Source organism: Enterovibrio makurazakiensis (genome assembly GCF_050336585.1).
Taxonomy (GTDB): domain Bacteria; phylum Pseudomonadota; class Gammaproteobacteria; order Enterobacterales; family Vibrionaceae; genus Enterovibrio; species Enterovibrio gelatinilyticus.
This window is the reverse complement of record NZ_JAKJSE010000013.1, coordinates 87,056-105,227: the sequence shown is the minus strand read 5'-3', so window position 1 is coordinate 105,227 and position 18,172 is coordinate 87,056. Positions and strand designations below refer to the sequence as shown.

Here is an 18,172-nt window from a genome sequence, read left to right as displayed (position 1 = left end):
GCAACGGAACAGGTCAGTCACACATCGATCAGACACTTTAGACAGAAAGAAGATGAAATATATCGGCTTTTCTACTATCATCCTGCCGCCTGAGCGCAAGCGTTTGCTTCTTTCTTACAATCCTTGCTGACAGGCGCCAATCCGATATTTTTTCTATGGAGGGACGCCTTAAATGACCACACTAACTATTACTCGCCCAGACGACTGGCACGTTCATCTTCGTGATGGTGAAGTCCTTACCCATACTGTTCAAGACATCAGCCGTTACAACGGTCGCGCACTTATCATGCCAAACACGGTTCCACCCGTGACCAACACCGAAATGGCCATTGCCTACCGTGAGCGCATCATGGCAGAGAAACCATCTGCACAATTCGAACCGTTGATGGCGCTATACCTCACCGACAACACCACACCAGAAGAAATCAAAAAAGCCAAACAATCTGGTGCCGTTGTTGCAGCTAAGCTCTACCCTGCTGGCGCAACCACCAACTCTGATTCGGGTGTAACGTCTGCACGCAATATCTATCCAGTCCTTGAAGCCATGCAGGAAGTGGGCATGTTGCTACTGGTTCACGGTGAAGTCACTTCCCATGATGTTGATATCTTCGACCGTGAGAAAGAATTCCTAGATACCGTGTTAGCGCCAATCGTTAACGATTTTCCAGAGCTGAAAATTGTTCTTGAGCACATCACAACCGCTGACGCAGCCACCTTTGTGAAAAATGCCAACGAGAACGTAGCAGCCACCATTACTGCTCACCACCTCATGTACAACCGCAACCACATGCTGGTTGGTGGCATTAAGCCACACTTCTACTGCCTGCCAATTTTGAAGCGCAACACGCATCAAAAAGCGTTGGTTGAAGCAGCAACAAGCGGCAGCAAAAAATTCTTCCTAGGCACTGATTCGGCTCCGCATGCCAAAGGCGCAAAAGAATCAGCTTGTGGTTGTGCGGGTTCATACACGGCACACGCCGCGCTTGAGCTTTACGCAGAAGTGTTCGAGCAAGAAGGCAAACTGGAAAACCTCGAAGCGTTCGCAAGTTTCAATGGCCCAGATTTCTACGGCATGCCACGCAACAGCGATACCGTTACCCTCACCAAAGAAGAGTGGGCAGTACCAGCAACCATGCCATTTGGTTCTGATGTTGTTGTGCCAATTCGCGCCGGTGAAAACATCACCTGGACAGTAAAGTGACTCGCTAGAAAGTAAAATAGCCTAACCATACTGGCTATTCGTTAGAAAAAAATGAGATTAAAAAAAGGCTCTGTCGACGTACGACGGAGCCTTTTTCATTCCTATCAGTTCAATTTACGTTTACCGCGTTTTTTGCACTTTTGCACTTTTGCACTTTTGCACTTGAGGATAACAACGCTAGGCGAACCAGCATTCGCTCTATTTTTGCCTAAATTGCTCAACCAATTTTGTTTGTTGTTCAAGCTGCCTGTATAAGCTATCAACTTCTTGCACCGACTCAATGGCAATATTAATGGTATTTTGCGATAACTCAGCCACCGCTTGAACATTGCCGTTCATTTCATTTGATACCACAGCCATTTCTTGAACTGCCGTAGCAATTTGATGATTTTTGTCGTTGATTTCGTTAACCAACGACATTGATGCGTTGAGAATATCAACGGTCTCCGTCGCCGTTTCTAAACAGACACCGGATAACGAATTCCCTTCGTTCATGGCATCAACCGCTTGAGATGTACGGCTTTGAATCTCGGTAATCACCTCTTGAATTTCAGAAGTGGATTCTTGCGTACGTTGTGCAAGTGCTCTCACTTCGTCTGCCACAACAGCAAATCCTCGTCCTTGATCCCCTGCTCTAGCTGCTTCAATAGCCGCGTTTAATGCCAAAAGATTGGTCTGTTCAGCGATCCCTTGAATCACGTCCAACACTGCCCCGATACGTTCACTATGTGATTCTAGCTCTTCAATCACAGTAGATGCGTTGTCCAATTGCGACGACAGATTACGTATCGCGTTCACGGTTTTATCAACACTAGCCATCCCAGTTTGCGTAGATTTAGACGCCTTCGTGGCGGTATCAGAAGCACTTTGCGTGTTGTTAGCCATATCATTGGCTGTTGCAGACATTTGTTCAACAGCCGCCGCAATTTGATCGGTTTGAGCAGATTGCTCATCAAGGTTTTCCTTAGTTCGGGTACCGTTTTTTTTCGCAACCTCCGCCGCATGAAGTACCTTACCGCTGTCATCAGTGATCCGACCTACTACCGCATTGATCTCTGCTGCTCGCATTTTTAAAGCCAATTCAATTTCGGAAATATCATCAATTTTCCCATTGTACAAAAACTCCATCAAAGGATTGTCAAAGACTTCCTTAGCTTGCAACGTCACTGATTCGAGGCGACGTGTAAACGCAAACGCAACCACTGACGACAAAATAAGCTGTGACGCTAGCGCGGGAAGTGTCCCAACAAATAAGGCAATGGGTACAGAAAGAAGCACGGAAAGAAGCAGAAACGTCAGGCTTAACCGTTGCCACAAACGTGAACGGGGCAGCTTAAGAGCGAGAGGAGCGTGCCCCGCATTAAGTTGCTTGTAGAGTTTTTCTGCACGATCAACACAGACGCGATCAGGGACGGTACGAACTGACTGATATTCATTGGTCTTGCCGTCAGATAAAATCGGAGAAGCAAATGCATTAACCCAGTAATGGTCACCGTTGCGGCAGCGGTTTTTCACCAACCCCATCCACGATTTGCCCTCTTTAATGTAAGCCCAGAGGTTTTCAAATGCCGCTGCCGGCATATCAGGATGCCTTACAATATTGTGCGGATTTCCCACCAACTCCTCATTGGAGTAGCCCGCAATATCGCAAAAGTCTTTATTGGCGTATTTAATAATGCCTTTTGTGTCTGTAATTGACAGCAAAATGGACTTTTCAGGAAATAACGCTTCCTTATTGGTAACGGGGCTGTTTAACCGCATGACTGACCCTTTATGAGCTAGAAATCAATTAATAACCCTAATGATAGTACATGTTCTCACTATTGATATTTTTGTAAAAAATATCAATAAAAACCCAAAACACAAAAAACCACGTCCGAAAACGTGGTTTTTTGTTATCACCGAACGACCAGCTTTATCAGCGCGGTCGAACGCGAAACTACAACACTCTTAGACTTTTCACGCGCAAGGTGCTTGTTTCGCCCGTTTCAAAGTTAAGTTTTGGCGAGAGGTAAATGTCTTTTACATTGCTGAGATTGAGTGCGATTTTCTTCGTGCTTTCAGGTGCCCAGCTTGGTTGTSCAAAATCGCTGGTATCCAGTTTAACGGTTATCCACTCATCAGACGCAGGGATCACAGTTTGGTAGTGCGCGTAGGAACCATCACCGCTTGAACCGAAATCAGACTGGTTAAACTTAACCGAAACGTCTGCACCAGAACGGTAAGTGATCTCAACAAAAGACACGCCAGTTAGCGCAGTATCCGTCGCGCAAACCAGCTCGACAAACGGCCAGTTCTTACCTTCCTGCTTTTTGTATAAGGTGAACTCAACATTGATTTCATCATTTTGAACCAATGGGCTGTTCGCTTTAAAGCTAGAACCAAAGTTATCTGTCGCTGCTTTCCAATTCGCCGTATGCAGTAAGTTAACGCCCTTAATGTCGTCAGCCGCTTGAGCGATAGGCATCGCTAAACTGCCGAAAATAAGCGCACCAAATAGAAAGAGTTTACGAGAAGTCAGTGTCATTTTGTCAGAAACCTTATGTGAAGAGTGGTTTCTCCAGTATCGGATTACCGAAATAAGTTGTCTTTAAACAATCAGTTGAACTACGACACAGGTCATTTGGCGGAGGTTTTGGTGAGTGGATTTGCGAGTGGCAACAAGTGTCATACGAACTTTTCGATTGAGTACGTTTCAAGCCCCTCAACGTCGCCATACAACCTTGTTTCAGTCTCCAACTGCATACCCAGCTTTTTAATAATAACTAGCGACGGAATGTTTTCTCTTAGCGCGACACCATAAATCTTTGAGAGATCGCGGCTTTTAAACGTTTCGGTTAAAACAGCCTTCGCCGACTCAAGAACAAAACCACTACCTTGATACTCAGGGAGCAGCGCATAGCGAATGTCACTATGTATTGGGTTTTCACAGTGCTCTACACCAACGTAACCCATTTTGACCGCTGGGTTGGACTTCAAACAAATCACGTACGACCCGAAGCCATGCTCCCAATGCTTTATGCGGTTTTGGACATGAAGCCTGATTTCATCATGCGTGTATGCCGCCCCTTTTGGAAGGTACTTAGTGAGATCGTCACAGCTCAATATTTGTGAATAGATATCAATGTCGTCTTCACAGATAGGCTTAAGGATTAGGTTTTTTGTTGTGATCATGGATTGCTCCATTCGATTGAAGTTAGCATGGCGGTCATTTAGTAGCCAAAACAGGTTAATTGTGGTTCGGGCGTTAGAACGGCACGTCGTCACCTTGTTTAACCAGCAGTTTGAGTTCGCCGGTTTCATGGTGCGGCAAGGTGCGGTGTTGATTAGGTGGTAGGTCGTTAAACACCGTGGCGAGTATTTGCAATATGTCGCCATGTGCCACCAGCAGGATCACTTCACCGTGATATTTCACTTCGAGCGCATTGATCAAGTTCAGTGTGCGTGCTCTAACTTGTGCGGTGCTTTCTACGCCGTTTTCATTGTTGTCCGCCGTGAGTGCATCTTTCGCCCACACTTGTTCATAGGCAGCGGAGGTCTTCCCCTCCCATTCACCAAAGTAGCGCTCACGTAACCGAATGTCATATTTCGGTTCAGACATGTTTAGCGCATCAGCAACAATGGCGGCAGTTTCCTTAGTGCGCTTGAAATCCGATGCGAATATATGAGTGATGGGCGCACCTTGGTATTGCGCTGCGGCGGTTTTGGCTTGCTGCTCACCCAATGGCGACAGCCCATATTGCTCACAACCAATGGCGGGGTCACTCACCACAATGTCTGCCACATTCGCTTGGCTTTGTCCGTGTCGCATTACCAAATAGGTATTGTTGAATACCGTCATCACGATTCCTTTTTTATTGTGCTCATGCTGCCCTTTGCAAAAGGCAGCACAAGGCTAAATCAGTCGAGCCAACTTATCTATCGCTATTGCTGAGACTCCCAGCGCACCAATTCTTCATCTGACTGAAACCAGAGTTTCACATTCGCTTGCTAACAATACGCACCAGCAACACCGAAATGACCATTTGCTCATTATTGCAGGATTCCCTCACCTAAATGAGCATTTGACCATAAATATGCTCATTAATGAGCGATTGGTCAATAATTGATCTTTTTTATATTCAAATGCTCAAAAAATGTTGGCGTAATGTTAAATCTATCACTACGGTGATTGAAGTGGCGTTGAGTGAAATAGGGAGAAACACGTCGTATGACTCTAGATTCAAAACTCAAATCTAAAACCGAGATTCGCCGTGAACTCATCATCGAAATGACCCAAGCCAAGGGAAATGTGTCGGTGGAAATGCTCACCGAATTTCTGGGTGTGTCTGCGCAAACAGTGCGTCGAGACATTAACCAGCTTTGCGGTGATAACCTCCTTCGCCGACGCCATGGCGGTGTAGAAAGTTTTGAGCGTCAACTCAATGACCCTTATCAACAGCGAGCGGTGACCAACTCTGAAGCGAAACATGCTATTGCGCGGGCCGTTGCTGATCTTATCCCTGACGGTTCCACGGTATTTATTTCGATTGGTTCTACACCTGCGATTGTGGCTGAAGCGCTCTCCAAAAAGACCGAACTCACGGTGATGACCAACAACCTGAATGCCGCTATGACACTAAGCAACGAACCGTCTAACCGCATCATTATTCCCGGCGGCGAAGTGCGAATGCCTGACCGCGATATTTTAGGTGATGGCGTGTTGGAGTTCTTCAATAGCTACCGGGCAGAGTTTGGCATTTTTGGGGTAGCTGGCGTTTCGGAAGATGGCGGCATGCTGGATTTTCACGCGTCTGAAGTGCGCGTTCGCGAAGCCATTCGCACCCATTGCAAAACCTCAGTGTTGGTGATGGACAGCACCAAACTCACACGCACCGCCCCCGCCGTGGGTGGCAGTATTTTCGATGTTGACCAGATCATCATGGATCAGCATCCCGGTGATGATTTCTCTGCGCTCAGCGAGCGTGTTGGAGATCGTCTGAAGTTAGTTGGAGGCGAGATTTAATGAACGCAGCGCCATTTGTGATTTTCGACAATATTGGTAAGCGCTGGAACGGCCAGTTGGGCGTCGAAAACATTTCGATGGAAATCCCTGAAGGGTCATTTGTAGCATTACTCGGGCCGTCAGGTTGCGGAAAATCAACCACCTTGCGCTTACTGGCAGGGCTTGAAATTCCCGATGAAGGTGAGATTCATATTGATGGTCTTGATGTGACAGAGCTAGCGCCGTCAGCAAGAAACCTGTCAATGGTGTTTCAATCTTATGCGCTGTTCCCTCACCTCTCGGTGGCAGAGAACGTGATGTTCGGCATGAAGGTACGCAAAGTCCCGACGCAAGAGCGTTTAGAGAAGCTAAAAGACGCTCTCGAAATCACGGGCTTGCTGGGCTACGAAGACAGAAAGCCCGGTGAACTCTCTGGGGGTCAACGTCAGCGCGTGGCATTGGCGCGTGCCATCGTGGCGCGTCAGCCTCTGTGTTTGATGGATGAACCCCTTTCGAATCTTGATGCCAAGCTGCGCCATTCGGTGCGTAAAGACATCAAGAAACTGCAACGCGACCTCGGCATGACAGTGGTGTATGTCACCCACGATCAAACAGAAGCCATGAGCATGGCAGACATCATCATTTTGATGAAAGACGGTCATATCATGCAAACCGGTTCGCCGCGAGAACTCTATAACCAACCACAAAACACCTTCGCTGCAGAATTTATCGGTGCCCCACCTATGGCGCTGATCAAAGGCGGCGTGATTTCTGGCAGTGACCATGCCACCAAGGTTGGCCTGAGAACAGAAAACGTGCGTGTCGTAGAAGCTGGCCAAGGCCGCTTAACCTGCAAAGTGGCAGAAAGTGAATACCTTGGCGAAGAAACCCACGTGCTGTTGGAACACCCAGATGCGAAAGGTCTGGTGGTGAAAATGCAAGGTTACACGTCATTAACCGAAGGCAGCGTCGTCGACATTACATTTGACGATTCCGTACTGCACTACTTTGATGACAAAGGTAACCGAATGTCTTAGCAAAGCATGCTGAGCCGCTGTTCCCGCTTCGCTGTTCACCAAGAGTCGATCGCGATTTGGGAATCTAACTTGAGATTAATGTTCAACAAAATCAATGGTGAAACTATGAAGTTCTCTACGTTATTCAGTTGTGCCTTTGCGGGTACTTTTGCTTTAGCCACACACTCTGCCGCAGCGGTCACCGAGCTCAATATGTACTACCCCATTGCGGTAGGCGGCTCGCTCACTAAAGTGGTCGATCAGTTAGTGGATGACTTTGAAGCTCAAAACCCTGACATCAAAGTGAATGCGATTTACTCGGGTAACTATGATGACACCCGCGTTCGTGCGCTATCTGCACTTAACTCTGGCGAACCTGCACAATTGGCAGTGATGTTCTCCATTGATGTGTATGACTTGATTGACCAAGAAATCATTTCACCGTTTGATGAGGTGATTGACGGCGACGCTGACAAAGCATGGCTGGAAGGCTTCTACCCTGCTTTGATGGAAAACGGTCAAGCCGAAGGCCAAACGTGGGGCATTCCGTTCCAACGTTCTACCATTGTTGCCTACTACAACAAAGACATGTTTAGAGCCGCAGGTCTTGACCCAGAAAAGCCGCCAACAACATGGGCTGAATTGGTCGAGATGGGCAAAAAACTCACCAACGATGATACCTACGGCATCATGATCCCATCCACAGGCTACCCATACTGGATGTTCCAAGCCTTGGCGATTCAGAACGGCAAAAAGCTGATGTCTGATGATGGCTTGACCACGTATTTTGATGACAAAGACGTCGTTGATACGCTGAAATTCTGGCAGTCCCTATCTCAAGAGCACGGCGTGATGCCAACTGGCACCGTAGAATGGGGCACGTTACGTCAGGCATTCCTTGAAGGCAATACCGCAATGATGTGGCACTCAACAGGCAACCTGACCGCAGTGAAGAATGCTGCGAAGTTTGATTTTGGTGTCGCGATGTTGCCAGGTAATGTGCGTCTTGGCTCACCAACGGGCGGCGGTAACTTCTACATTTTCAAAGACACGTCTGACGAAGAAAAAGCCGCGTCACTCAAACTCATCAAATACATGACAGCCCCAGAGCAAGCGGCGAAATGGTCTATTGCGACAGGTTACATGGGCGTGTCTAAAGACGCGTATGAAACAGAAGCACTGCAAAACTACACCGTTGAATTCCCACCAGCATTAGTGGCTCGTAACCAATTGGAACATGCTGTCGCTGAGTTTTCGACGTATGAAACAGCACGTGTTCGTGAAGGCTTGAACAATGCCATTCAGTCCGCACTGACCGGAACCAAAACACCGGAAGATGCATTGGGCGAAGCGCAAAATTCAGCGGTACGTTTACTGCGTAACTATCAATAGTTGTTAGTCAATAGTTGTTAGTTAACACGCAGTAATCAAAAGCAGTAAGCCTTCATTCAACACAAGCAATATGTACTCCCCCCACCGCATGAGTGGTGGGGGTTCGTTTCCCATACCGAGCAGTATTATGAATCATTACGCGGAAATGGAACGTCGTCGGCAACACCTATACGGGTGGTTTCTCCTCACGCCTGCGGCGATTCTATTAACACTGTTTGCGTTTTATCCCTCGTTGGCGACCTTCTGGGAAAGTTTGTTTTCTAAAGGTACACGACGCAGACCCACGGAGTTCGTCGGCTTAGAGAACTATACGGATCTGTTTAACGATCCTACGTTCTGGATTGTGGTGAAGAACAATCTATTTTACGCCGCCATGACGATTCCAATCTCCATCGCCATTGCGCTGATCATGGCGCTGTGGGCCAACTCGAAGATCTCTGGCAAAGGCTTTGTGCGAACGGCGTATTTCACGCCAACCGTCTTGCCTATGATTGCCGCCGCTAACCTATGGCTGTTTTTCTACACGCCCGATCTTGGGGTACTCGATCAAATTGGTGCGCTGTTTGGCTTTGAATCGGTCAACTGGCTAGGACGCCCTGAAACTGCCTTGTGGGCGGTGATCATTGTGACCATCTGGAAAGAAGCTGGTTTCTTCATGATTTTCTATCTGGCGGCGTTGCAGACCATACCGGCGGACTATAAAGAAGCCGCCGATATTGAAGGCACTGGCCGTTGGACATATACGCGCCGCATCGTGCTGCCACTGCTGATGCCAACCACTTTGTTCATTACCGTGAATGCGATGATCAACTCAGTTAAATTGATTGACCACTTATTCATACTGACCAAAGGCGGGCCGTCGGACGCATCCAAACTCATTCTTTACTACATCTGGGAAATGGCGTTCGCCTTCTTTGATGCGCCACATGCCGCCGCCATGACAGTGTTAGTGCTGTTAGTGCTGGGTATCGCTGCCGCCGTCCAGTTCATGTACCTAGATAAAAGGACGCATTACCAATGAAACCTGTATTTTCAATCAAGAGTATTGAGAAATACCTTGATTCGTTTGGTGCAACGCTACTTGCGGTTATCTGGATTTCGCCTTTGTTCTTCGCGTTTTGGGCTGCTTTTCACACCACATCTGATGCGGTGAACTTTAATCTACTGTCTGCATGGACATTAGATAACTTCAGGGTGGCATGGGATGGTGCGCCTTGGATTAAATACTTCATCAACACCTTCTTTTTGGTCACCATTGTGTTGATTGGGCAGTTTGTGATTACCACGCTAGCAGGATTTGCGTTTGCGCAGGTCTCGTTTCCCGGCAAAGATTTTGTGTTCATTCTGGTGTTACTTCAGTTGTTCATTTTGCCGGAAGTGTTGATTGTCGAAAACTACGCCGTCACATCCAAGCTCGGTTTGTTCGACACCATACTGGGTGTGGGCATGCCTTATATGGCGAGCGCATTCGGGATATTCCTGATGCGACAATCCTTCAAATCTGTGCCGTATGAATTGCATGAAGCCGCCAGTGTAGAGGGTTGCTCACTGTTCGGGATTTTGATGAAGGTGTATGTGCCATTAGCAAAACCGACATATTTGGCTTACGCACTGGTCTCTGTCTCCACGCACTGGAATAACTTCCTCTGGCCGTTGATCGTCACCAATTCAGACGACACTCGCCCATTAACTGTGGGTTTGTCGATTTTCGGCGCTCCAGAGAATGGCGTTGATATTTCGGTCATATCGGCTGCGACCATGATGTCCGTTGCACCATTGCTCATCGCGTTTTTGATTTTCCAACGTCAATTTGTGCAAGCATTCTTGCGTGCAGGCATTAAATAGGCGAACAGAGAAATAGGAGCAAGCCAAGGTGACTCGAATTATTCAGATCACAGACATTCACCTGACCGTACCGCCGCACAAGGTGTCCGGTCAGTTGAATACTCACGCGCTGTTCGAGAAAGCTATCGACAAAATTGAGCAAGATTTGCCGCTTTTCGGTGATATTGACGCCATTATCGCGACAGGAGACATCACGGATCATGGCGACGTAGAAAGCTATGAGTTGTTTAAAACTCAGATTTCTCGTTTAAATATCCCTTATTTGGTGATCCCCGGAAATCACGATTCCCGAGAGGCCATGTTAACGAGTTTTCCTGAACTGTCGGCAAGTTCAACGAACGGTGAAATCAATTGGGTAAGAAGTTTTTCTGCATTTGATGTGATTGGATTAGATACCGTCATCCCACATCAAGGTGCAGGAGCCTTGTCTCCCTCAACACTGCAATTTCTCGCGCAGGCGTTAGCGGAGAACCCCGACAAACCCGCGTTGATCGCGATGCATCATCCCCCGTTTGAATCAGGTATTTGCTTCATGGATAACATTGGCTTGAACGGCGCGGATGAAATGGAAACGCTGTTGAAGCTAACAACACGAGAAGTACGTGTGATATGTGGACATTTGCATAACAGTATTGTCTGTAGCATGGGTAATGCAACGGTGTTGTCATCCCCCGCTGTCGCCAGTAGTTTCATGACCGATCATCGTCCTAACGCACCGGTCGGTTTTACTCAAAAACCTGGTGGCTACATGCTCCACGAATGGAATAACGGCTTTCGCAGCAGCTATCTTTCGCTGTCACCGAATGGGGATTTGTATCCGTTTTGAGGTTATATAATTCGTTTAATGACTGCGGACACAGGCTTTCCTGATTCTGCCTGAATGCTCACTCATCCAGAATCACGTAACATGACAATATAAATATCAAATACGGAACATCTGACACTCACATTAATTGGTATATTTTCACATTAATATAAAAGAAAAATCTCATTTCATGGAGTAGTAGATGAGAAGTAGCATTATAAATATAACTTTCGTCGTCAGTTTCTCTTTCGGTTTAATTAGTTGTGGCGGTGGAGGCGGGAGCGACGTATCTGATTCTAGTCAAAATCAGAGTTCCATCACCCCAACTCAAACCAGTCTTTCATTTACACCTCAAAGACACACATATATCAATGAAAACTCCCCGTTGAATGTAAACTTGGACAACAGTGTCAATACATTATACTGGGCTGCAACAACTGACTCACGAAACTCTCGCATCAATCAAATTTCATTCAATCCATTCGAAGATGAACCTTATATTTCATTTAACATTAAACCATATGAAGACCTAAGCGATGGTGTATACAACGAAAAAGTAGCCTTCGAAATTTGCTACGATCAAAATTGCAATAATAAAGTCAATGGATCTGATTTTGTTATAGATATTTCCTATTCGGTCATTAGCCCAACATTTATCGATGGGAACGTAAAAAATATCACGTTCGATGTCAACGAAGACAATCCTTTCGGTGTTGAAGAAAAAATCGAGATCCCTCTGTCGAATTTTCACAAAGATGAATATGTTTTTATTGAAACTGAGTTAGAGAGCAGTAACAATTCTAGCCTATCGTGTCGTATTGATGATAACAAAGAGAATGTCGTTTGTAGTTACTATGGATCAACGAGCAACTTAACTGCCGATCAAAAAACCAAAAACACCACATTAGAAATTAACCTGTGTGGATTTACTGATTACCAATGCCAACTACCAGAAGACACAATCACAATTAATGTTGGGTATGTTTTCTCTAGTGATCTCATCGCCACATACTCGGAAACACATACATTTCCGCAACGTTACTTTAATTATGGCGCCATCTATTCACCTCACTATGATGCGATATTTGGCACCAATGAAAGTGGATTTAGCTTTTACTACGGAAACATAGATTCAGGGCAATACATTGACTTCACACGTTTTCTTAGCCGAGCAATGTCAAATTTTGGTTTGGGTATTTCTTCTATCGCGGGCTTCGCGTTAGACCCTACAAGCGAAGAGAGAATTTTGGTCATCATTGAGCGCGGGGTTTTCGTCGTTAAGCCTGATCTAGAAAACCCAGAAAGCAGTACATTTCAACTAATTGAACTTAAAAGTGATTCGTTAAGCCGGGGGAGCAATATCACCTCGTTTGCTACGTCAGGTTCTATGTTATATGTTTCAACCGGAAGTCGTTATCATAGTCATAACGAAATACATTCAATTAACTTGGCAGAAAGTGAAGACAAAACCTTCTTTGGTCTTGATAGTTATCACACCATTGCAGCGGTACAAGGTAAAGTAATTGCCAAAAACACCACTAACATCGATGATGAATTCACTGTCTATTCTTATTCATTACCTGATTATTCAAGCAGTCTCCATCATATGAAAAATCTTAACTCAGTGACACTCGCTGATGACAAAGAGAGCTGTGAAATTTTGAATTCAATCGACAATAAATTGTTTTCAAAGTGCGGTGAGGTTTTTGAATTTATCAGCCAATCAAATTCATTGATTGAACAAACAGGAATTCCTTTACCAGAATGGGCTGACTCCAATGATTACCAACGAAACGTCGAACTCATTTCAAGCGCACAAAACACTGAACAGTCTAAAATTTACTTCGCCTTAACCCATGATTATGGAAATGACAATAGGGGTAAGTACATCAGAGTATACAACCGTTCGAACAACAAATATGATAAATACAGCCTCAACCATGAACTAGCTCCGAGCAGATTCAAGTCCATATTTGTCAGGAAAAATGGGGAACTCTGGGGAGTAATGGATAACGAGAACCAAACAACTGGGGTTGGGTTAATTACTCTAGAGGAGTAATTCATCTATCCTGACTTTATTTATCAATGATGTAAAAAAAGCCACAAAAAAAACGACGCTACTGGCGTCGTTTCTTTTCCATTGCGCTTTGATGAGCCTAACCTGACCGCACGATAGAACTGGTGTTAGCTGTTGCCGTTAGGAGCAGGTGCTAGGTGTCATCATCAACTCAAAGAATCAGCCCTGCTTGGCCTCGAAGGTTATAGAGGATGGTTTCCGCGACGTCATCATCGCCGCTGTGCAGGCGTGAAAACAGTTCACTCAACAATACAGCGGTAAAGTACTCTTCGTTCGCTGGCTCAATGTCGGATAAGGTTAAATCCGAGCTCTCTAGCTCAGCTTTCGCGGCACTGACTCGCTGATGGATAATCGCATTCACGTCGTTGAGCATCTGCTCTTGCTGCAATTCGAGGATCTCTGAAATCTTGCCAAGCTCAGCTTCACTCAGTTCTTGTTCATCTCTCATAGCGAATCCTCTTATTCGTTAGACCGTTTTAATGCTAAATCCCACTTGCTCTGGAGATGCCCCATCGCTTCTTGGCGACTATATCGGTTTTCTTTGCGCTAAAAATGCAGTCAGACTCTAGCATCTGCTTCACCAGATAGGTTACATCATCTTCAACCTGCGCGGATTATTGTTCCTGGTTGTCAGCAAATGACACACTGCTCATCATCAACATGCCAGCATATAACGCACCTGATAGATATTTGCCCACGTAGGTTGAACATCGCGGCGAAATACATCGGCCTCTTAATCCTCACAAATCTCTATCAATCAACTCTCAATGCACTCTCAATACCTCATAAAATCTCTCAATATCTGAACAATTCAAAATTCGCGTCATCTTTTCGAATCCCATCCGTTCTTTTTATGTTCAATGCATAGAAGATGATGAGAAGCAATCCATGATGAAACTCGGTTTAGCGCCAATGTCCGGACTTACCTTGTTGGTTCTATCAATGAATGTCGTCGCCAACGACAAATACGACGACTACGGCTTTGTCGGTGGCAGTGTTACGGTGGGAGAGTCAGTTTTTTCCAATGACGGGTCAAAAGGCGGTGTAGAACCCAATATTTTCTACAACGGTGAATATGGATTTATTGATGGCAGTTTGTTGAATTATTCCGTGTTGCCTTGGGTTGGTATTTCAGGTCAGTGGCGATTTGCCGAAGTCTCTGATGATTTCGATGATATTCCAAATGGCATAGATGATCGCGATGGCAATGGCGAATTAGGTATTACCATTGGCACCGTCGGCGCTCGGCTAACCTACCTGCATGATGTTACCGACGAGCATAGTGGCTTCGAAGTGCAACTGCATTTAGGACGAGCGTTCGATACCCCTTTTGACAATTTCACCCTTTCTCCGTATGTCGAGGTGGATTATCGCGACGCCAAATTATCGAATCATTTATACAGTGTGTCAGCCAATGAAAGCCGAACATCCGGTCTTGCTGACTTCGAAGCAGACAGCACTTGGGTCTACAAGTCTGGATTGATCGGTATCTACGACTTCTCTGATGAATTTATCGGCTTGTCCAAATTAGAGCTCGAACACCACGACAGTGAAAGCCCGCTGGTACAGCAAGATCTCGGCTGGCAATTCAGCATTGGCGCGGCGTATAAGTTTTAGCAAAAGACTTCTTTTTCTATTCAGGCTCTCTTTTATGAACCCTGCTATGTTATTTAAATGTAGCTAAAGCACGTTTTTGACAAACGGTATGTGAAAGAATCCTCACTCTGAGGCTAATTTTAGAGGTCTAAGTCATGGAAGAAAAATGCGTATCTAAATCTATCCAAATCATCGGCGTGCCAGTGGATTTGGGTGCTTCACGCAGAGGCACTGATGGGGGTGTTTCAGCCGTTCGTATCGCGGGACTAGGTGAGCAGCTCAAGAAGATGGGTTTTCACATCTCGCAAGAAGTCGATATAAATGTACCTTCCCAAGAATCTCGTCCTGCAGAAACGGGCGGCAACATGCGGTTTCGAAATGAAATCCTGCAAGTTTGTCGCGATCTTGCCATCGCAACCAATAATGCGCTCACCAACGGCGACATTCCTTTGGTGGTGGGTGGCGACCACTCTATCGCGATGGGATCCATCTCTGGCATCGCGGACTTTTACCAAAAGAAAAACCAAAACATCGGCTTGGTTTGGTTTGATGCACACGCCGACATGAACATTCCCGGTATTTCTCCTTCTGGCAATGTTCACGGTATGCCGCTTTCACACTTACTGGGCTATGGAGACAAAAACTTCACTAGCATCATGAGCGAAAACCCTAAGATAAAGCCTGAAAACGTGGCACTTGTAGGGGTCAGAGACATTGATGAGAAAGAAAGAGAGCTCATCAAACAATCCGGCGTGAAGGTTTATAGCATGCGTGATATCGACGAATTAGGCATGAGTCGAGTCAGTGATGAAATCATCGAGATTGTCACCAAAGACACGGTCGGTTTCCACGTGAGCTTTGATGTGGATGGGTGTGACCCTGAGTTCATCCCAGGATCTGGCACGCTCGTTCCCGGCGGCGTCACCTATCGTGAAGCGCATTTGCTGTTGGAGAAATGTGCCGAAACCAACCTAATTACTTCCGTGGATCTTGTCGAGCTCAATCCCTTCCTAGATAAAGGAAACATCTCTGCAGAACGTGCGGTCTCTTTGATGCTGAGTGCGTTTGGAAGAAGTGTTATCTAGTCCTAAAACAACAGCGCGAGGATAACCCTCGTGCTGATTTCAATTGCACACTTAACCTTTCACTCTTTCTACAATGTGTTCCGCCAGTATCTGGGAAGCATCGAGCTTAGGCAGTCCGGTTTTCAATTTTCCCGCAATCACGGATAATTCCGTGCAGGCAATAAGTAAACAGGCCGCGCCCTGATCTTCTAAATCTTCTGCCGCTAAGTTGAACGCATCTGTCATTTCCTTGGTATGCGTATTCGCTTTCACGGCGCGAATAAGCGCCATGAGCGCCTCTTGTCGATCATTGTCAGGAAACACAGTATCAACACCCCACGCGGCAAATGCTGGTGCATAGAGTTGGGTGATTTGTAAGGCACTTGAACCCAATATCCCCACCCTCTTGAAATCTGGGTAAAGTCGATGAATCTTTTCAGCAGACAGTTCCAAAATATTAAGCACTGGCACTGACACCGCTTTCGACACCTCACCATAAAACATATGAGCGGTATTACAGGGGATCACCAAAATGTCGGCGCCACCGCCCTCCAATCCAAGCGCCATCTTCACCATATGAGGTGCGGGGGATTTCCCCTTATTTTCAATGAGATATTGAATGCGAGAAGGTGTTTTGGGGTCGTTATCAACCAGCAGACGTATGTGGTCTGCATCATCATTCGCGGGCGTCGCTTTGATTATACGACGCATCAAATCAACCGTGGCTTCTGGACCCATACCGCCTAGGATCCCTACGGTCATTTCCTTACTGCTCACTACCTTCCCCCTCTAATATCCCATCATATTCGGTAACCAGAGCACTGTGTCTGGGAAGTAACTCATGATGAATACCACCAAAATTTCAACCAGTACGAATGGCAATGCCTTAACCGATATCTCTTCGATGGTGACTTTGGCGATACTAGAACTGATAAACATATTTTCGCCAAGAGGCGGTGTTGAAAATCCAATTTCACAACAACACACCAAGACCACACCAAAGTGGATTGGGTCAACGCCAAACTGAACCATTACAGGTAATAGCACTGGCGTGACAATCATGATGGTGGCAAGCGTCTCCATGAACATGCCGATTAATATCAAAAACAGAATAACCACCAACCAGATCAGCGCGAGGCTGTCTGTCATCGACAGTAACGCATTTGCTATCTCAGTAGGCGTATCATTTTCGACAAGAATGCGACCAAATGCGGTGGCCGCGAACATAATGATGAGAACACGGCCTGTTAACCATGTGGTAGAACTCAGGGATCCTTTCAATCCGTCTAGTGTCAGTTCTTTGTGAATGAACTTGCCGACAAACAAGGTGTAGAACACTGAAACCACAGCCGCTTCTGTTGGGGTAAAGAGACCTGAATATATGCCACCGAGAATCACAAAAGGCGCAAGAATAGACCAAATACCGTCTTTGCAGGCTTTACGCAGTTCACCGGGTTCTTGATTGGGTGCGCCAACGTACCCTTTCTTTTTACTGATGACATAGTTTGTCATCATCAAACCACCGGCTAGCATGATTCCCGGAATCACGCCTGCAATGAACAATTTCCCGATCGACTCACTCGCGGTAACGCCATAGATCACCATGGGAATACTCGGCGGTATCACCACGCCAAGACCACCGGAAGACGCCGTTAGCGCGGCGGCATACCCTCGGTTGTAGCCTTTATCAACCAGTGCTGGGATCATCAACATGCCCACCGCTGCGGTAGTTGCGGGGCCAGAGCCTGAAATCGCGCCAAAGAACATACTGGCGAGAATGGCGGAAAAACCAAGCCCACCTGCCATTGGTCCTGCCATCAATTCAGCAATATGAACAAGACGCTTGGATATACCCGACGCCTGCATGAGTGCGCCAGAAAGAATAAACGCGGGAAGCGCCATAATAGGAAACGAATCGACGGCGTTCCATGCGGTTTGTACCAGAGAGACATAGTCATCACCGGATAACAAGTACACCAACATGGCGGAGCCACCTAGCGCAATCACGATGGGAGCGCCGATAAAGAGAAGCCCAAAGAATGAGCCGAAAAGAACTAACGATGCCGACATGACGGCTCCTTTTCTAATTGGTGACAACACTCCGTGCTGCCTGCCCTGTGGCCACGAACATCACAACCCAAGCGGTGATTGACTCGCATTAATAGCTAATAGCGATTGGGCGTAGTGAAGCA

17 protein-coding genes are annotated in these 18,172 nt (G+C 46.4%); 10 read left to right on the top strand and 7 right to left on the bottom strand.

The features are described from left to right. The first annotated feature begins 172 nt into the window (after nucleotides 1–172). Nucleotides 173–1,201, top strand: a complete 1,029-nt coding sequence (pyrC, locus tag L4D06_RS11135; RefSeq protein WP_429739419.1) for a dihydroorotase — start codon at nucleotides 173–175, stop codon at nucleotides 1,199–1,201. Between the two features lie 198 nt (nucleotides 1,202–1,399). On the opposite strand, the gene L4D06_RS11130 is transcribed toward pyrC, so the two are convergent. The 4 genes from L4D06_RS11130 to L4D06_RS11115 form a co-directional block, all read right to left on the bottom strand. Then, entirely contained in the window at nucleotides 1,400–2,962 is a 1,563-nt protein-coding gene (locus L4D06_RS11130; RefSeq protein ID WP_429739417.1) for a methyl-accepting chemotaxis protein, read from the bottom strand. Between the two features lie 178 nt (nucleotides 2,963–3,140). Further along, complete coding sequence (locus L4D06_RS11125; protein WP_429739415.1) at nucleotides 3,141–3,728, bottom strand: hypothetical protein; 588 nt, start codon at nucleotides 3,726–3,728, stop codon at nucleotides 3,141–3,143. Nucleotides 3,729–3,868: 140 nt separating this feature from the next. After that, nucleotides 3,869–4,375, bottom strand: a complete 507-nt coding sequence (locus L4D06_RS11120; RefSeq protein ID WP_429739413.1) for a GNAT family N-acetyltransferase — start codon at nucleotides 4,373–4,375, stop codon at nucleotides 3,869–3,871. A 73-nt stretch (nucleotides 4,376–4,448) separates the two neighbouring features. Next, nucleotides 4,449–5,042: a histidine phosphatase family protein gene (locus L4D06_RS11115; protein ID WP_429739411.1), complete on the bottom strand. Its 594-nt coding sequence runs from the start codon at nucleotides 5,040–5,042 to the stop codon at nucleotides 4,449–4,451. A gap of 369 nt (nucleotides 5,043–5,411) precedes the next feature. Between L4D06_RS11115 and L4D06_RS11110 the strand changes: the two genes are divergently transcribed. From L4D06_RS11110 to L4D06_RS11080, 7 genes are all read left to right on the top strand, one after another. After that, a complete protein-coding gene (locus L4D06_RS11110; protein ID WP_274164201.1) occupies nucleotides 5,412–6,206 on the top strand; it encodes a DeoR/GlpR family DNA-binding transcription regulator in 795 nt (264 codons plus the stop codon). After that, the gene (locus tag L4D06_RS11105) at nucleotides 6,206–7,222 is read left to right on the top strand and encodes an ABC transporter ATP-binding protein (RefSeq protein ID WP_274164202.1); all 1,017 of its coding nucleotides are present in this window, start codon (nucleotides 6,206–6,208) and stop codon (nucleotides 7,220–7,222) included. Before L4D06_RS11110 ends, L4D06_RS11105 begins: the two co-directional genes overlap by 1 nt. 105 nt (nucleotides 7,223–7,327) lie before the next feature. Further along, nucleotides 7,328–8,593: an ABC transporter substrate-binding protein gene (locus L4D06_RS11100; RefSeq protein WP_429739409.1), complete on the top strand. Its 1,266-nt coding sequence runs from the start codon at nucleotides 7,328–7,330 to the stop codon at nucleotides 8,591–8,593. Nucleotides 8,594–8,720: 127 nt separating this feature from the next. Beyond that, the gene (locus L4D06_RS11095) at nucleotides 8,721–9,614 is read left to right on the top strand and encodes a carbohydrate ABC transporter permease (RefSeq protein ID WP_274164204.1); all 894 of its coding nucleotides are present in this window, start codon (nucleotides 8,721–8,723) and stop codon (nucleotides 9,612–9,614) included. Next, entirely contained in the window at nucleotides 9,611–10,438 is an 828-nt protein-coding gene (locus tag L4D06_RS11090) for a carbohydrate ABC transporter permease (protein ID WP_429739407.1), read from the top strand. Before L4D06_RS11095 ends, L4D06_RS11090 begins: the two co-directional genes overlap by 4 nt. Nucleotides 10,439–10,466: 28 nt before the next feature. Then, the gene (locus tag L4D06_RS11085) at nucleotides 10,467–11,264 is read left to right on the top strand and encodes a phosphodiesterase (protein ID WP_274164206.1); all 798 of its coding nucleotides are present in this window, start codon (nucleotides 10,467–10,469) and stop codon (nucleotides 11,262–11,264) included. A 181-nt stretch (nucleotides 11,265–11,445) separates the two neighbouring features. Next, the gene (locus tag L4D06_RS11080; RefSeq protein ID WP_429739405.1) at nucleotides 11,446–13,302 is read left to right on the top strand and encodes a hypothetical protein; all 1,857 of its coding nucleotides are present in this window, start codon (nucleotides 11,446–11,448) and stop codon (nucleotides 13,300–13,302) included. Between the two features lie 169 nt (nucleotides 13,303–13,471). On the opposite strand, the gene L4D06_RS11075 is transcribed toward L4D06_RS11080, so the two are convergent. Then, the gene (locus L4D06_RS11075; RefSeq protein ID WP_429739404.1) at nucleotides 13,472–13,768 is read right to left on the bottom strand and encodes a hypothetical protein; all 297 of its coding nucleotides are present in this window, start codon (nucleotides 13,766–13,768) and stop codon (nucleotides 13,472–13,474) included. 440 nt (nucleotides 13,769–14,208) lie between these two features. Between L4D06_RS11075 and L4D06_RS11070 the strand changes: the two genes are divergently transcribed. Further along, nucleotides 14,209–14,937, top strand: a complete 729-nt coding sequence (locus L4D06_RS11070) for a MipA/OmpV family protein (RefSeq protein WP_429739402.1) — start codon at nucleotides 14,209–14,211, stop codon at nucleotides 14,935–14,937. Nucleotides 14,938–15,071: 134 nt separating this feature from the next. Further along, complete coding sequence (gene rocF / locus L4D06_RS11065; protein ID WP_429739400.1) at nucleotides 15,072–16,001, top strand: arginase; 930 nt, start codon at nucleotides 15,072–15,074, stop codon at nucleotides 15,999–16,001. Nucleotides 16,002–16,052: 51 nt separating this feature from the next. Here the strand turns inward: rocF and cuyB are convergent, their stop codons facing one another. Continuing rightward, nucleotides 16,053–16,757, bottom strand: coding sequence for a cysteate racemase (gene cuyB / locus L4D06_RS11060; protein WP_429739398.1), 705 nt, complete (start codon nucleotides 16,755–16,757; stop codon nucleotides 16,053–16,055). Nucleotides 16,758–16,769: 12 nt separating this feature from the next. Continuing rightward, nucleotides 16,770–18,050 (bottom strand): TRAP transporter large permease, encoded by a 1,281-nt coding sequence (locus tag L4D06_RS11055; RefSeq protein ID WP_274164211.1) that lies wholly within the window; start codon nucleotides 18,048–18,050, stop codon nucleotides 16,770–16,772. Nucleotides 18,051–18,172: the final 122 nt, after the last annotated feature.

Bases quoted from the DNA above. Each gene is read 5' to 3' on its own strand.
- L4D06_RS11130 (WP_429739417.1), bottom strand. From the start codon at position 2,962: ATGCGGTTAAACAGCCCCGTTACCAATAAGGAAGCGTTATTTCCTGAA.
- rocF (WP_429739400.1), top strand. From the start codon at position 15,072: ATGGAAGAAAAATGCGTATCTAAATCTATCCAAATCATCGGCGTGCCA.
- L4D06_RS11100 (WP_429739409.1), top strand. From the start codon at position 7,328: ATGAAGTTCTCTACGTTATTCAGTTGTGCCTTTGCGGGTACTTTTGCT.
- L4D06_RS11120 (WP_429739413.1), bottom strand. From the start codon at position 4,375: ATGATCACAACAAAAAACCTAATCCTTAAGCCTATCTGTGAAGACGAC.
- L4D06_RS11115 (WP_429739411.1), bottom strand. From the start codon at position 5,042: ATGACGGTATTCAACAATACCTATTTGGTAATGCGACACGGACAAAGC.
- L4D06_RS11070 (WP_429739402.1), top strand. From the start codon at position 14,209: ATGATGAAACTCGGTTTAGCGCCAATGTCCGGACTTACCTTGTTGGTT.
- L4D06_RS11055 (WP_274164211.1), bottom strand. From the start codon at position 18,050: ATGTCGGCATCGTTAGTTCTTTTCGGCTCATTCTTTGGGCTTCTCTTT.
- L4D06_RS11095 (WP_274164204.1), top strand. From the start codon at position 8,721: ATGAATCATTACGCGGAAATGGAACGTCGTCGGCAACACCTATACGGG.
- pyrC (WP_429739419.1), top strand. From the start codon at position 173: ATGACCACACTAACTATTACTCGCCCAGACGACTGGCACGTTCATCTT.
- L4D06_RS11105 (WP_274164202.1), top strand. From the start codon at position 6,206: ATGAACGCAGCGCCATTTGTGATTTTCGACAATATTGGTAAGCGCTGG.
- L4D06_RS11075 (WP_429739404.1), bottom strand. From the start codon at position 13,768: ATGAGAGATGAACAAGAACTGAGTGAAGCTGAGCTTGGCAAGATTTCA.
- L4D06_RS11110 (WP_274164201.1), top strand. From the start codon at position 5,412: ATGACTCTAGATTCAAAACTCAAATCTAAAACCGAGATTCGCCGTGAA.
- L4D06_RS11090 (WP_429739407.1), top strand. From the start codon at position 9,611: ATGAAACCTGTATTTTCAATCAAGAGTATTGAGAAATACCTTGATTCG.
- L4D06_RS11080 (WP_429739405.1), top strand. From the start codon at position 11,446: ATGAGAAGTAGCATTATAAATATAACTTTCGTCGTCAGTTTCTCTTTC.